Here is a 13,421-nt window from a genome sequence, read left to right as displayed (position 1 = left end):
GAGCGACCGCGTCCACACGCCCCACCGGAATGGCACTCTCAATCGCCCCAATCGAGCTGATGGCCGGGCACGCCGACACTCCGGCCGTACTCCACTGCGGCGTCTCGCCCCGCGCGATCACCTTTGGTGTAGCGGAACACACGACCGGGGAACACGATGACGTGATCATCGCCGACTTCGAAGTCCGCGTACCAGCCTTGATCGCTGACCAGGGATCCAGCGAGCGCGGATGCCACTTCGTCGGCCACGTCGTCGGGCGCCTCGAAATCCAGGAACGTCCAGACACTCGGTTGGGCGGCCGATATTGAACTCGATACGTCGTGTCGGCCCACTCGGACGACGCGCAGCGAGGGTACGCGCACATCGACGCCAACACGCAGGCTCTCCGTCAGGAGTCGTCCACGTAACATCGACCGACTCTTTCATGGACTGGGCCATCCATGTCAGCGCTGTCGACGCCCGTGCCGCATGCGATGGACCCGTGAAGCGCTTCCTGGACGGCTGGTCAGGAGCCGAGGTAGCGCAGGATCGCCAGGACCCGGCGGCTGTAGCCGGTCACGTGTAACAGCCCGAGCTTGTCGAAGATGGTGCTGACATGCTTCTCGACCGCGCTCTGTGACACGTGGAGGCGCTCGGCGATGGTGGCGTTGGTGTGCCCCTGCGCCATGTGGTGCAGCACCTCACGTTCGCGTGGGGTGAGGCGGTTCAGCGGGTCACTGTGGCTCGTGGCCGACATGAGCTGCCGGACGACCTCGGGGTCGAGCGCCGTGGCACCGGCGGCGACGCGGTCGAGCGCGTCCAGGAAGTCCTCGACCTGGGCGACTCGGTCCTTCAGCACGTAGCCGATGCCTTCCGACCGGTCGGCGAGAAGCTTCGCGGCGTAGCGCTTCTCGACGTACTGGGAGAGCACGAGCACCGCGATGTCGGGCCAGCGGCGGCGGATCTCCAGGGCGGCCCGCAGCCCGTCGTCGGTGTTGGTGGGCGGCATGCGGACGTCGGTGACGACGACATCGGGGCGGTGCTGTTCGACGGCCGTGACGAGCTGATCGGCGTCCGCGACTGCGGCGACCACCGCGTGGCCCTCGTCCGCGAGGAGGCGGGCCAGCCCTTCCCGCAGCAGGGTGGAGTCTTCGGCGAGGACTATGCGCACGGCAGTGCCACCCGGATGGTCGTCGGGCCACCGGCCGGGCTGTCCACCTCGAAGTGCCCGTCGAGCGCGCTGACCCGGCGGGCGAGTCCCTGCAGGCCACTGCCATGCGGGTCAGCGCCGCCGAGGCCATCGTCCCGGACCCGCATCGTGATGTTTCCGTCCCCCGCCATGATCTCGATGGTGATCAGGCTAGCTCGGGCGTGTTTGGCGGCGTTGGTGATCGCTTCGCAGGCCACGAAGTACAGCACGGTCTCGAGCGGTCGGGCGGGCCGGACCGGCACGTGGTAGCTGACCCTCACCGGGACCGACGATCGTTGCGCCACCATGCTCAGCACCTCGTCCAGCGTGGTGTGGTCGAGGGCTGCGGGGTACACCCGCCAGGCCACGTTCCGCAGGTCATCGACGGCGCGTTGGACGCCCTCGTGTGCCTGCGCGAGCAGCTCGCGGGCCTTGTCGGGGTCGCGGGTGCGGCGCGCCCGGCCGAGCAGCATGCCGAGCGCCACGAGGTGTTGCTGGAGCCCGTCGTGCAGATCGCGTTCGATGCGCTGGCGCTCGGCGTCGACAGCGGCGATGACACCGGTCCGGCTGACGGCCAGCTCGCTGATCCGCGCCTGAAGGGCCTCACGGGTGTGGGATTCGAGCAGGCTGCGGGCCAGCCATCGATCCAGCGTGGCCACGCTGACTATCGCCTGCACATTCACCAGCAGCAGGGCCGCGCCGATGAGCCCCTGCAACAGAAAACCGGCCGCATTCAGGGTGCCTCCGACGAAGGCACGTACCACGATGACGGCGAGGACGGCACCGACCACGAGCAGGCCGGTGGTGAGCAGACCGAGCACCGCCGGGAGGAGGCGGGCGGCGAGGTAGCCGAGCACCCGCGGTCCGTTCGCCCGAACCGGGGGTGGTGGTGGTTCCGAGGCGATGACGGCCAGGCGGTGCCGTTCCCACTCGGTGACGCGGTGGGCGTACCGGATGATGGTGGCGCCGATGCGGCGCCGAGCCGCCGGCGCGGGCGAGACCGCGACCACGAAGAGCGCGGCGAGCAGCAGGAACAGCACCTCGGACGCACCGGTGATCACACCGACCACCACGCCCGCCAACGGCCGGCCCCACCGGGTCATGCTGTCGATCCACGACCGCCCAGCGGGCACCGCGCGTTCCGCCACCGGGGCGTCCCTCCATCGCTCATGTCGTCTCGGACCCACGCCGCCTCGCCTCGGCGGCGGGCACCGCGGCCGGGCCGCCCACCCAACCTAGTCATGCCGAAGACGCTATGAACTCACCGCGGCCCGAACCATGAGGTCGACCGCCGACCTCAGTGGGCCGACCACAACCGCGGGGTGTGGTAAACCGCACCACCCATCGAACGAAGCACCACCTCCAGCCGACGCCAGACGTGCTCCCACGAACGCCTCCGTGTCGATGTAACGTTCGCCGGCATGACCGTGCACATCACCGCCGGGCAGTTCCACGCGGCCGATGGTGTCGACGACTGGCGCTGCCTCTATCACCTGGTCTCGGCGCACTTCCGAACCGGCTCGCTGGCCAACGGCATCACGCTCGTGGATGAGATCGGTCGGCTCGTCGACGGCCCAGAGCAGCAATATCTCACCGTCGACCTGCGGCACTCCGGTGTCACGGTGTCCATGACCCGGCGCGACATCGCCCTGGCCCGCCGGATCTCGGCGGCCGCGAAGGCACTGAACTTCCCGGCCGACCCGACAGCCGTCCAGCTCGTCAACGTCACCCTCGACGCACTCGTCGGCGCGGACGTGCTGCCGTTCTGGCAGGCACTGCTCGGCTACCACCGCGTCGGAGACGACTACCTGGCTGACCCGTCACGCCGAGGCCCGAACCTCGGGTTGCAGCAGATGGACACGGTGCGCTCAGAGCGCAACCGCATGCACCTCGACGTCGCCGTTCCCCACGACCAGGCTGAGGCGCGCATCGCCGCCGCCCTGGCCGCAGGCGGCCACCTCGTCTCCGACGCACATGCGCCGAGGTGGTGGGTTCTGGCCGACGCCGAAGGCAACGAGGCGTGCGTCGCCACCTGGCTCGCCCGCGAATAGCACCACATCCGGGAGCGCGACGCCGCCGCACAGGCGATCGTCGACCTGTTAGCCGTTCGTGGGGACAGCGGGCGTCCGTCGGTCGATGACAGGATCGGTCGATGCGCGTTCTCTTCGACGGCAAGGCTCCGGTCGCCTACGGGCAGATCTACGTGACGAGTCGTGAGCTGCCAGACGACATGGCCGGGTCGTTCGCCGGGCAGGCGAATGGCCTCTGCGGGGGCGGTCAGCCGGGCACGCTGTTCCTGATGACCGGTACGCACTCCGGGCAGGTCCAGTTCACTGTCGAGTTGCACGACGTCGAGCCGCCAGTGGCAGCGGAGGAATGGGAGGAGGTGGTGGAGGTGTCGTTTGAGCCGAGGGCCGCAGTGCTCGACCTGGTCCCGTGGGGTGACGGTTCACTCGCCAAGCTGCCGCTGACCTCCGACGAGCAGGACACCAGCCGGTTGCCGGTCTACCGCGTGCGGTACTGCGCGATGGGCATGGATGAGGGGCACGACCCGTTCGGCGGTCACGACCCTGACGAGCTTGCCGAGGACGACTACACCTACATGGATCAGCGGCCGGACCGCTACCTGCTGTGCTTCTGGCCGGAGGACGCAACGGGCGGCGACCCGGGTGACGGCGTGACGCGCGCCGACGCGATCCTGCGCCAGACCAGCGGCGGCGCCGCCTACTGGCACGCCTGGGCGCGGGCGTTGCCACCCCCGCCGTCCCTGTCGGAGCAGGTCGAGGCTGAGATGCTCAAGCGGGTGGAGCAGGAACGTCGCGACGAGGAGTACCGCAAGCGGGACGAGTTGCGGCGCTGGGGCGGCCGGCCGCCGAGTGAGCGGCTCCGGCGCGTGCGCGGCAACGTTTATGGCATCGCCCTGCTGGACAGGGCCCTGGTCGACGGGGTGGCCGAGGCCGACGCCGTCGTTCAACGACAGATCGCGATCTGGGCGGCGCGGCAGGCGTTCACCGTCGCCGGCATCGCGGACCTCGACTGGATGACGCCGGCGTGGACGGCGCTGGATCGGGGTGTGCCACTACCCGCCGAATTTGCCGACATGTCAGCGCTGCGGACGCGCATCGTGGGCGAGCCGGCCGTCACGTTCTCCGTGGTCTCGCTGCGGCCGGCGGGTCGGGGCCTGACTGATCCGCTCCGCGGGTTTCTCGACGCCCCGGTGGACCCGGTCGCGATGGCACTGCCGGCGCTCCTGGCCGCTGGCGAGTCGGATCCGCTGCAGGCTGCGCTGGAGGCGCTGTGGGCGGCGGTCACAACCTACGCCGCTCGGCGGTCCGCGTTCCTGGCGGAAGTGCGGCGGGCCTTTCCGATCGTCGACCGATGAGGCAAAGGCTGACCGATCGGATGCCGTTTCCTCGGCCAGTGCAGGCCGCGAATCCCGTCGCTGACCGTGCACGCCACCGAGTCGAAAGCCTTCACGGCAGTGACCGACTCACCGTACGGGTCGACGCCGGATCTGCCGATGAGCGGTGCCTGTGTGGCGTCTGACACCATGCCCCCGTGCGGCAATATCCGACCGAGTCACTGACCTCCGTGCTGGCGGGCACCGGCGTGGCGCTCGTGGGCCTGTTCTCGGCGAAGGATAAAGACTTCGGCGCAAAGCTTGATGTGCTGGCGGCTTCGGTGGAGGTCCATGGCGGGCGGGTAGTGAGCCGGCACATTCAGCGGCGGGGTGTCTCGCACGGCGGTGCGGCCAAGATGGCGTTGCCGTTGTCGCGGCGGACACTGCTTAGCCCGGGCAAAGCGCGCGAAGTCGCGCAAGCGTGCCGGGCCGCAGAGGTCGGTGTTGCCGTGTTCGTAAACCCGCTTACGGAACACCAACGAGCGGTCCTCGGCGACATGTTCGGGTGCTTCGTGATCAGCGGCGAGGACCTCTTCACCCCTGGTCGATGAGCGCCCGCACACGCCGCCGAGCGGGGCGCGCTGGCGTGCCGAGCGACCGTCAGTGTGCATGCTGTTGCTCGGCCACCTCTTCGGCGGCGACGTCCGGGCTGGCGTTGAGGCCGGCGGCGATCTGTGCCGGCAGCGGGTAGACACGTTCGACGGGCAGGTGAGCTGTTGCCGCCTGTTCGTCGCCGCAACGCAGGAGGTCCCTCACGCGGTGAACGGTGGGGGTGATGTCCGTGACGGCCACGATCCAGTCGTCAACGTATCGATCGACTGCCTCGCCGGACAACCCGACCTGCAGCGACCGGTACGGCAGCGCCTCCAAACGCAGTGATCGTTCCGGATCCCACTGCGCTCGTACGGGACTGGCCTTCAGCTGCCGGGTCCAGGTCGCCTTGTCGCCGTGCAGGTCTCGGTCGTAGTGGCTCAGGCTGGCTCGTGCCAGCGCCCACTCAAATCCCTCCCGCGCGATGTCGATGGACAGCACGCGCTCTTGCCCTGGCTTGATGGCCCAGCCGCAGCGGTACATCATCCACAGGAACGACGGCTTGATCCACGTCATCCGATCCCGCTTGAAGGGGGCCACGAAACGGCCGGCTGCCACCGCCGCCAGCGCGATTTGCGGGGGATACGCCTGGTACACGGTGATGGTGTCGGCTGAGTAGCGGGCGCGGATCTGACGGGCGGGAATGGACACGGCTTGATCGTCACCGATCGGGACTCGACTGCGCCACCGAGATCCCGCACCCAGGCCAGCACCAGGCCGAAATGAACCTGCGGCGGCACCCGCATCCCCCGCGAACCGAGTGCTACGCATTGTCGCCGCCGGGTTCGTTGGTGCGTGGTCGCAGTGTCACACCCCGGCCGGGACTGTCAGAATCGTGGTCAAGGAGCCGGTTCCTGGAGGCGAGGAGAGGGCATGAGCGACTGGAACGACAAGATCATCGTTGAGTTTCGCGCCAACGGTGGGCAGGTCGGCGGTCAGTTCGCTGGCGCGCCGCTGCTGCTGTTGCACACGGTCGGCGCCAAGAGCGGCCAGCCTCGCGTGAACCCGATGATGTACCAGAAGGTGGACGGCGGCTACGCCGTGTTCGCGTCCAAGGGCGGTGCGCCCACCAATCCCGACTGGTACTACAACCTGCTCGCTCACCCGCAGGCCCAAGCGGAGATCGGTACGGACAAGGTCGAGTTGGTCGCCAGAGTTGCCGCCGGCGACGAGCGGGAACGGATCTGGAGCGCGCAGAAGGCCGCGTATCCAGGCTTCGCCGACTATGAGCGGAAGACCACCCGTCAGATCCCGGTCGTCGTACTGGAACCTGCGCCGTAGGCAGAGACGGTTCAACCCCATTGCCCGGCGGTTGGGGGCGCGCCGCTGATCCGGCGCGTACCGCTCATGCCGATGAGCGGATGCTGTCCCGGTCAGGCGCTCGATGGAATGCTTAGCCGGTTGGGGCGTCGGCCTGTTGAACGTCACCGAGCAGCAGGCGGGCACCTTGGCGGACAACGTTCCAGTCGGTCTTCGGACAGCGGTCGAGGTTCTTGGCAAGCCAATGCCGCCGGTCTTCGTGTTCCGGCCGCAGATGGACGAGGTCAAGGTCCACGCCAGGTAGCCCGCCGCGGCGTTCCAGCTCCTCGACCCGCTGCCCCATGGCGTCCATCAGCTCGCGGTTGAGGGTGTGCACGGCCTCAAGGTATGCGGTGGTCGGCACGCTGAGCCGGACTGCGGGGTCGGCGGTGAAACCGATCTCGCCGTCGTCCTCGTGCCGCCAATCCATGGTGATCTCGTCGCGATCGCCGCGGGTGGTACGCCAGAACCGGAGCTTGGGAGGATTACGCAGGTAACCGAAGTCCAGATGGTGCTCGCCTTGCCAGATCGCGGCCGTGACGACTGGATGGTCGGGCACGCCCGCGTTCCCGTCGTCGGTCCGTTCCTCACCCGGTTCGGCCACGAACTCGAGCGGGTCACACGTCCACTGCGCGGGGTCGGAGGCAATGAATGGCTGCAGATCGTCGGGCACCGGCTCCAGCACCTCAGGTGTAAGGACAATGACATCTTCCCAGAGCCGGGCCAGGTAATAGTCGATGTAGGGATGCGGGTGAACTTCCCGGGTGCGGCACAGCAGCTCCTGCCCGCTTGCTTCAAGCCAGTACCAGCCCTCGGTGAGCCCGAACCAGTGGAGCCTCGGCTGGTCACTGCCCCACGGTGACACCTCGTCCAGTGGATACAGCTCGAACCGGAACCTGATCATTAAGGCAGTATCCCGTAACTTCCGGCGGGCGATCGAAAGCCTCGAGTGCGTGCGGTGGTCAGCTGGTGGCGCGTTCCCACGGGCGCTCGATCCACGGATTGCTGTCGAGGTATGCCGTGAGTCTGGGAAATCGCTGCCTCGTGCGGGTCTCGTCGGTCAGGTCGGCCGGAGTTCCGACGGGTGTGTCTGATCCGGAAGGCCCGTCTATAGCGAACGGAGCCCCGGTTGCCGCGATGTGCGCTTCGAGCGGGAGGCCGCAGAACCAGTCGATCCGAGCGTTGCGCCGGTCGGGTGCCAACTCGACAAGGCTGTCAGGGTCGTCCTGGACGCGCTGGCTGGTTGGCCGCCCGTGCGACAGGATCCAGTCCTGCACCGAGAGGAAGTCATCGTCGTCCAAGCGGCCCAGCAGGAGTGTCGCAGCGTCCCGGATCGCCCAGCGGTAGAGCTCGTCCTGTGCCTGGAACCAGAGTTCCTCAAACTGTTCGATTTCGTCCGGAGTCAACGCGCGAAGGCTGCGGAGGAGCACCTGGGCGACGCGTTCGGTGTCGGCGCCCACCTCAGCCCGGGCGCCTTCGACGATGCGCCAGAACACCGCCCCCTCCACTGCCAGACCGTACCAAGCCGGTCCTGTGCGTCGAAGGTCGCCGCACAGACCCTTCCGAAGGCCGCAAGGGTGAGCCTTAGCCGACGTGATTCAAGATCGGGCATCCGCATCTGCCGCTCCAGGCGGGCTGGTGTTCATCGCCGATGGTGACGCACGGTGATGTATGACTACCTCGCCTGCTTCCGCTTTCCCTGTCGTACTGACCGATCAACTCGTTGTGCGCGCCGCGGTGTCCGCTTTCCTGGGCCGTTACCGTGGCCAGACTCGCGTCCACACTGATTCCGACCTACGGGTCTTCCTCCGCTGGTGCGCCGACCACGACCTGGACCCGCTGGCGGCGGCGCGGGTGGACATCGAGCGGTACGTGCGCTGGCTACAAGACGTCCGCCGGTACCAGCCCTCGACGGTGTCCCGCCGGCTGTCGGTCGTGGTTGGGTTCTATCGGGTCTGCGTCATCGACGCCCTCCTGGAGCACTCGCCGGCCGACTACGTCCGCCGGCCCACGGTGCCGGCCGAGTCACCGACCCTCGGACTGGGGCACCTGCAGTACGAAGCCATGATCACCACCGCGCGGAAGTCCTCGAACCCGAACGACTTCGCCCTGGTCGCGCTCCTGGGCCTGCTCGGACTACGGACCTTCGAAGCCTGCGGATCGAACATCGCCGACCTCGGTGAGGAACACGGTCACCGGGTCCTACGCGTGCGTGGCAAGGGCGGCAAGGTGGTCCTCGTCCCGCTACCACCCGCGGTCGCTCGGGCTATCGATCAGGCCGTCGACGACCGCACCGCCGGGCCGATCCTGCGCAACGCCCATGGTCGGAGGATGGACCGGCACGCCGCCACCCGCCGACTCAAGCACCTCGCCCACACAGCGGGCATCCGGATGCCGAGGATGCACCCCCACATGTTGCGGCACACGTTCGTGACGACCATGCTCGACGCCGGCGTCAGCCTCCGCGACGTGCAGATCGCCGCCCGCCACGCCGACCCACGGACCACCATGCGCTATGACCGGGCCCGCAAGAACCTCGACCGGCACCCCAACTACATCCTCGCCGCCTACATGGCCTCCGGAACGTGATCAACCGCTCACGGCTTTGCCGAAAGTGGTGCATCGGTTGGCGGGCGAGGCTCGCGGTGCTTCACCGCATCGCGACGGGTGATCGGGCTCAAGTCTCAGGGACGCAGGGTTACCTTGCCGGTGGTTCTGCGGGCGACGAGGTCCTCGAAAGCGCGGCGGGCGTCCTCAAGGGGATATGCCGCATGGACCATCGGCTTCAGCACTCCGGCAGCCGTGAGCGCGAACATCTCGGCTAACGGCTCCGCGTAGGCGCCGGGAACGGTGAGGGCCGGGCGTAGCCAGAAGCCCATCACGGCTGTGTTGCGGTCCGCGAGTGCGCTCGGATCGACAGGTGGACAGCCCTCGCGGGAGGCATTCCCGAAGGTGACCAGACGTCCGAAGTTCCCCAGGATTTCGAGGCCGGCGCTGAACACGCGGCCGCCGATCGACTCGAGCACAACATCCACCGGCGTGCCATCGTTGGCCTCCAGGACCTGCTCGGCGTAACAGTCCGGGTCGCTGGACACGGCGACGTCCGCACCCAAGGAGAGGGCCAGGTTACGTCGAGCGTCCGTAGAGGCTGTGGCGATCACACGCCCGGCACCGAAGTGCTTGGCGAGCTGCACAGCAAGCGAGCCGACACCACCGGCCGCGGCGTTGACGACAACGGTCTCACCGACGCGCATCCGCGCACAGCTTCTCAATACGTGCCAGGCGGTCAGGCCCTGGACGAGAAGCGCGAGCGCCTCGGCGTCGCCCACCCCCTCGGGCACCGCAACGGCGTCCGCGACTTCCACGACCGCCCGCTCAGCGAAGCCACCACCGTCGAAAATCGGTGCGAGCACCCGGCGACCGTCAGTCGCCCGCCCGACCACCTCAGTGCCCGGGGTGAACGGCAGCTCCGGCACCGGACGATACGACCCGGCAATGCGGCTGGTATCGGCGAAGTTGACCCCTGCCGCGCTCACGTTGACGAGCAGTTGACCATCGACCGTCACCGGCTCCGACACGTCGACAAGGTTCAAAACCTCGGGACCGCCGAAACGGGCGCACTGCACAGCTCGCATGATCAGCAACGTACACCCGCGCCCGCAGTAACCGGCCAACGCGGCATGATCGATCATCCGCTTCTGCTGCGAGGCGCGCGCTACCCAGTGTCCCGCCGAGCTGGCCTGACTGCCGTCCGGACGTGCCGAGATGAGTGCGCCCCAGTGGGAATGGGCTGCACATCGTCGCTATGGTCGGTGTCGTGGAGACACTGGGCCGACTTGCCGGAGTCACGGTCGACTGCCGGGATCCGCAGCGACTGGCTGACTTCTGGTCTGTGGTGCTTGGAGGACGCGTGACGGAGTCTCTTCCCGGCTGGCGGCGCGTCACTGTCGCCGGGGGCGGCTCGGTGCTGACATTCCAGCCGGTCCCGGAGCCCAAGGCCGGCAAGACGCGACTACACCTCGACATCGCCGTTACCGACGTTGACGAAGCGGTCGATCGGATCGGGATGTTGGGCGGGCGGTGGACAGGTGAACGGCATGACTACCAAGAGGGCGCAGTCCTCGTCATGACCGACCCGGAGGACAACGAGTTCTGCGTCGTGCAGTACTACCGGGTGTGATCTGGTTAGGCTTTCGACCGAGCATCCGAGACCTGCTGGTGGCGTCGTACGCATCGTCGTCGTTGCACACTGATCACAAGCGGCCGCGAGAGCCTGGAGCCGCCGACACACTCTTCTGCCGCTGTCGGCACGCGGGCGGCGAGCACGATGGACCCTGCGTACGCTGCCGTGGTGCAGATCGATTTGGTTGCCCTGATCGTCGACGAGTACGACCCCGCGATTGCGTTCTTCACCGATGTACTCGGCTTCGATCTCGTCGAGGATTCCCCATCGCTGACCACTGACGGGCGGCCCAAGCGGTGGGTCGTCGTCCGGCCGCCGGGTTCCCAGACCGGGATTCTCCTCGCTCGCGCCGACGGAGAACACCAACGTGCCGCAACTGGTAACCAGGTAGCCGGCCGAGTCGGGTTCTTCCTCCGAGTCGACGACTTCGACGCCACTTACCGACGGATGGCCGAGGCCGGTGTCACCTTCGTCCGGGAGCCAAGGGCCGAGCCCTATGGCCGGGTCGCGGTCTTCCTCGACATCGCCGGCAACCGGTGGGACCTCCTCGGATTCGCATGACGTCGCCGCAGTTGTCAGTCGAGGCGCCCAGGTCAGACGTCCTGATTTGCCGCGATCCGAGTGTCCCAGAATGCGGGGCGGACGACGCGCAGCAGCCGCCCAGGACTGTCGATCGCCGTTCGCCTGATCTCATTGCGTGGCGGGTCCGTGGTGCCCGTTGTGTTCGGCGAGTTGCTTCAGGTTCAGCAGCTGTCGTCGAGCCATGATCAGGTCGCCGATGGACAGGCCGAGTGCGGCCCAGCGGGTCGTCTGCATGACGACCTTGAGCAGCAGGCGCGTCCTGTCGTGCTCCTGGGGCACGAGGACGTAGGACATGAAGGCGCCCATGATGGTGCTCGTCAACTGTTTGCCGGGGTCGACCGAGACGATCCGGCCCAACTTTCGTCCTCCGGCGGTGGTGAATGCTTCCCCGACCTGGGGCTCGGGTAGGCCCTGCAACTGTCGAGGCGAGCGGCGGCCGCGGTTGTCGATCCAGTCGTACGAATAGGGCGCAAGCCTCACCTGGGCCACCCACGGCCACACTGCTGCGGCGGGCGCCGCGATCGACACTCCGCGCCAGGCTTGTAGGGCGGGTGCGACGACGAGGTCGTCACAGGGATAGGTACGCAGCGTCTCGCTGTCGGTCACGCCCCACCGGTCACCGATCATTCACCTATGTTCCGTCATGTCGATGGGACTCGTCAGTGTCCGCCGTTGACCCCTCTCGCCAACGGATGACGAGAGCACAGCGCGATCCGTGACGCGCTCTGTCAGTCGTGCAACGCCGTTCCCGTCCGGGCCGGCGTGATCTCTCGCGCGGTCGCTGGGCTGCCAGGGGTGGAGGCCGACGCTGACCCGACGGTGCGGCTCCGCCACGCGTCCACGGCGAGCAACGCGAAGGCGGCCAGCGTCAGCAGCCCGCCGGCGAGCGCCAGCGGGCGTGGCCCGAGGGTGGGCAGGAGGCCGCCGCCGAGCAGCGAACCGCCGGCGATGCCGGCGTTGAAGGCCGTGCTGACGCCGGCCGACGCGATGTCGGTGCTGCCCGGGGCCAGTTGCAGCATCCGGCTCTGCACGGCGGAGCCGAACCCCGCGTAGGCGAGGCCGACGCCGGCGAGGAGTGCGACCACGCCGGGCCGGAGCGCGCCGAGTGCGTACAGGCCGAACAGGGAGGCCGTGCCGATGCTCAGCGGCGCCAGCAGGGAGGCGGTCGGCCGGCTGTCCAGGGTGCGGGCGGCGGCCAGGGTGCCGACGACGCCGGCCGCGCCGGAGACGAACAGCAGTGGTGCCAGCACCGAGTCGGCGAAGCCGGTGACGTCGAGCAGGAACGGTGTGACGTAGGTCTGCAGGGTCATGAAGCCGCCGATGCCGAGGGCGGTCGCGACCAGCAGGAGGACGAAGCGCCGCCCGTCGGGTGCGGTGCCACGGGCGGCGCCGCCAGCAGCCGGGGGATAGGAGGGAAGGAGGATGAACACCGCGACGGCGATCGCCAGCCCAACTCCGGCCAGCGCCCCGAACGCCGTACGCCAGCCGGCCTGTTGCCCGAGCCAGGTGCCGAGGGGTACGCCGAGCACGGGGGCGAGCGTCGCTCCGGTCGCGAACAGCGCGACCACCCGGCCGCGCACCGCGGCCGGGAAGGGGCCGGTCACGGTTGCCGTGGCGATGGACCAGAACAGCGCCTGGGCGAGCGCCGTCACGACGCGGGAGCCGGCCAGCACCGCGTACGTCGACGCGAGCGCGGCCAGGGCGTTCGCGGCGGCGAACAGGAGCATCGTGACGCCGAGCAGTTGGCGTCGGGGTATCCGCTGGGTCAGCCGGGCCAGAGGCACGGACGCCAGCACGACCACGATGGCGTACCCGCTGACGAGCAGACCCACCTGCGAGCGGGACCGGTCGAGGTCGGGCGCGATGTGGGTCAGCAGCCCAACGGGCAGCAGCTCGGTCGTGATGAACGCGAACGCCGCGAGGGAGAGTGCGACGAGCACGGCCCAGGCCCTTCGCGGTGACACCTGCGGCACCATGATCCACCCACCTTTCCTGGTCACCGTAATCCAGGGCTCCGAAGCCGCTGCACTCGGACCGGTGCGGCGGGGCCGACATCCCAGGGTCACGGGGCCCCTCCGAGGTGCGGATTCGTCGTACGATCCTGCCCGGGCAGGGGCGGCTCCGGCGGCGACCGGATCAGGTCGGGTCGGGCTGCGGGTGAAGCGTCGCGGGTCGACCATCCTTTGGCAACGACAATA

The 13,421-nt window shown here is 68.5% G+C and carries 16 protein-coding genes; 7 read left to right on the top strand and 9 right to left on the bottom strand.

Going from position 1 to position 13,421, the window contains the following annotated elements; genetic code table 11:
* Positions 1 to 38: 38 nt before the first annotated feature.
* The 3 genes from AC3CF1_RS07115 to AC3CF1_RS07105 all read right to left on the bottom strand — a co-directional run bounded on the left by AC3CF1_RS07115 (position 39) and on the right by AC3CF1_RS07105 (position 2,271).
* Positions 39 to 410: a hypothetical protein gene (locus AC3CF1_RS07115; RefSeq protein ID WP_488449872.1), complete on the bottom strand. Its 372-nt coding sequence runs from the start codon at positions 408 to 410 to the stop codon at positions 39 to 41.
* Positions 411 to 505: 95 nt separating this feature from the next.
* Positions 506 to 1,150: a response regulator gene (locus tag AC3CF1_RS07110; RefSeq protein ID WP_488449871.1), complete on the bottom strand. Its 645-nt coding sequence runs from the start codon at positions 1,148 to 1,150 to the stop codon at positions 506 to 508.
* Positions 1,141 to 2,271: a sensor histidine kinase gene (locus tag AC3CF1_RS07105; RefSeq protein WP_354980908.1), complete on the bottom strand. Its 1,131-nt coding sequence runs from the start codon at positions 2,269 to 2,271 to the stop codon at positions 1,141 to 1,143. The genes AC3CF1_RS07110 and AC3CF1_RS07105 overlap by 10 nt, the downstream gene beginning before the upstream one ends.
* Before the next feature lie 318 nt (positions 2,272 to 2,589).
* Between AC3CF1_RS07105 and AC3CF1_RS07100 the strand changes: the two genes are divergently transcribed.
* The 3 genes from AC3CF1_RS07100 to AC3CF1_RS07090 all read left to right on the top strand — a co-directional run bounded on the left by AC3CF1_RS07100 (position 2,590) and on the right by AC3CF1_RS07090 (position 5,119).
* Positions 2,590 to 3,219, top strand: a complete 630-nt coding sequence (locus AC3CF1_RS07100; RefSeq protein ID WP_354980907.1) for a VOC family protein — start codon at positions 2,590 to 2,592, stop codon at positions 3,217 to 3,219.
* 101 nt (positions 3,220 to 3,320) lie between these two features.
* Positions 3,321 to 4,550 carry a hypothetical protein gene (locus tag AC3CF1_RS07095; RefSeq protein WP_354980906.1) on the top strand — a complete coding sequence of 410 codons (1,230 nt, stop codon included), beginning with the start codon at positions 3,321 to 3,323 and terminating at the stop codon, positions 4,548 to 4,550.
* Between the two features lie 176 nt (positions 4,551 to 4,726).
* Positions 4,727 to 5,119, top strand: coding sequence for a hypothetical protein (locus AC3CF1_RS07090; RefSeq protein WP_197699544.1), 393 nt, complete (start codon positions 4,727 to 4,729; stop codon positions 5,117 to 5,119).
* 49 nt (positions 5,120 to 5,168) lie between these two features.
* On the opposite strand, the gene AC3CF1_RS07085 is transcribed toward AC3CF1_RS07090, so the two are convergent.
* Positions 5,169 to 5,810: a DUF4291 domain-containing protein gene (locus tag AC3CF1_RS07085; protein WP_354980905.1), complete on the bottom strand. Its 642-nt coding sequence runs from the start codon at positions 5,808 to 5,810 to the stop codon at positions 5,169 to 5,171.
* Between the two features lie 222 nt (positions 5,811 to 6,032).
* On the opposite strand from AC3CF1_RS07085, the gene AC3CF1_RS07080 reads away from it, so the two are divergent.
* On the top strand, positions 6,033 to 6,440 hold the full coding sequence (locus AC3CF1_RS07080) for a nitroreductase family deazaflavin-dependent oxidoreductase (protein ID WP_088948929.1): 408 nt from the start codon (positions 6,033 to 6,035) through the stop codon (positions 6,438 to 6,440).
* 112 nt (positions 6,441 to 6,552) lie between these two features.
* On the opposite strand, the gene AC3CF1_RS07075 is transcribed toward AC3CF1_RS07080, so the two are convergent.
* Together AC3CF1_RS07075 and AC3CF1_RS07070 are read right to left on the bottom strand one after the other, a co-directional pair.
* Entirely contained in the window at positions 6,553 to 7,362 is an 810-nt protein-coding gene (locus AC3CF1_RS07075) for a DUF5984 family protein (RefSeq protein WP_141910012.1), read from the bottom strand.
* Between the two features lie 58 nt (positions 7,363 to 7,420).
* Entirely contained in the window at positions 7,421 to 7,966 is a 546-nt protein-coding gene (locus AC3CF1_RS07070; RefSeq protein WP_088948927.1) for a DUF4240 domain-containing protein, read from the bottom strand.
* A gap of 229 nt (positions 7,967 to 8,195) precedes the next feature.
* Here AC3CF1_RS07070 and AC3CF1_RS07065 point away from each other — a divergent pair, with 229 nt between their 5' ends.
* Complete coding sequence (locus tag AC3CF1_RS07065) at positions 8,196 to 9,047, top strand: tyrosine-type recombinase/integrase (protein ID WP_354980903.1); 852 nt, start codon at positions 8,196 to 8,198, stop codon at positions 9,045 to 9,047.
* Positions 9,048 to 9,142: 95 nt separating this feature from the next.
* On the opposite strand, the gene AC3CF1_RS07060 is transcribed toward AC3CF1_RS07065, so the two are convergent.
* Positions 9,143 to 10,150 (bottom strand): quinone oxidoreductase family protein, encoded by a 1,008-nt coding sequence (locus AC3CF1_RS07060; RefSeq protein ID WP_231927067.1) that lies wholly within the window; start codon positions 10,148 to 10,150, stop codon positions 9,143 to 9,145.
* Positions 10,151 to 10,275: 125 nt separating this feature from the next.
* Between AC3CF1_RS07060 and AC3CF1_RS07055 the strand changes: the two genes are divergently transcribed.
* Together AC3CF1_RS07055 and AC3CF1_RS07050 are read left to right on the top strand one after the other, a co-directional pair.
* A complete protein-coding gene (locus AC3CF1_RS07055; RefSeq protein WP_231927066.1) occupies positions 10,276 to 10,638 on the top strand; it encodes a VOC family protein in 363 nt (120 codons plus the stop codon).
* A 147-nt stretch (positions 10,639 to 10,785) separates the two neighbouring features.
* Positions 10,786 to 11,202 carry a VOC family protein gene (locus AC3CF1_RS07050; protein ID WP_354980902.1) on the top strand — a complete coding sequence of 139 codons (417 nt, stop codon included), beginning with the start codon at positions 10,786 to 10,788 and terminating at the stop codon, positions 11,200 to 11,202.
* 129 nt (positions 11,203 to 11,331) lie between these two features.
* Here the strand turns inward: AC3CF1_RS07050 and AC3CF1_RS07045 are convergent, their stop codons facing one another.
* Positions 11,332 to 11,850 (bottom strand): polyketide cyclase, encoded by a 519-nt coding sequence (locus AC3CF1_RS07045; protein ID WP_328373519.1) that lies wholly within the window; start codon positions 11,848 to 11,850, stop codon positions 11,332 to 11,334.
* Positions 11,851 to 11,951: 101 nt separating this feature from the next.
* On the bottom strand, positions 11,952 to 13,187 hold the full coding sequence (locus tag AC3CF1_RS07040; RefSeq protein ID WP_354980901.1) for an MFS transporter: 1,236 nt from the start codon (positions 13,185 to 13,187) through the stop codon (positions 11,952 to 11,954).
* Positions 13,188 to 13,421 lie beyond the last annotated feature (234 nt).

The organism is Micromonospora sp. MGP-C2, from assembly GCF_057766525.1.
Note: the sequence above shows the minus strand (reverse complement) of the source record. Positions and strands in the feature narration are given on the sequence as shown.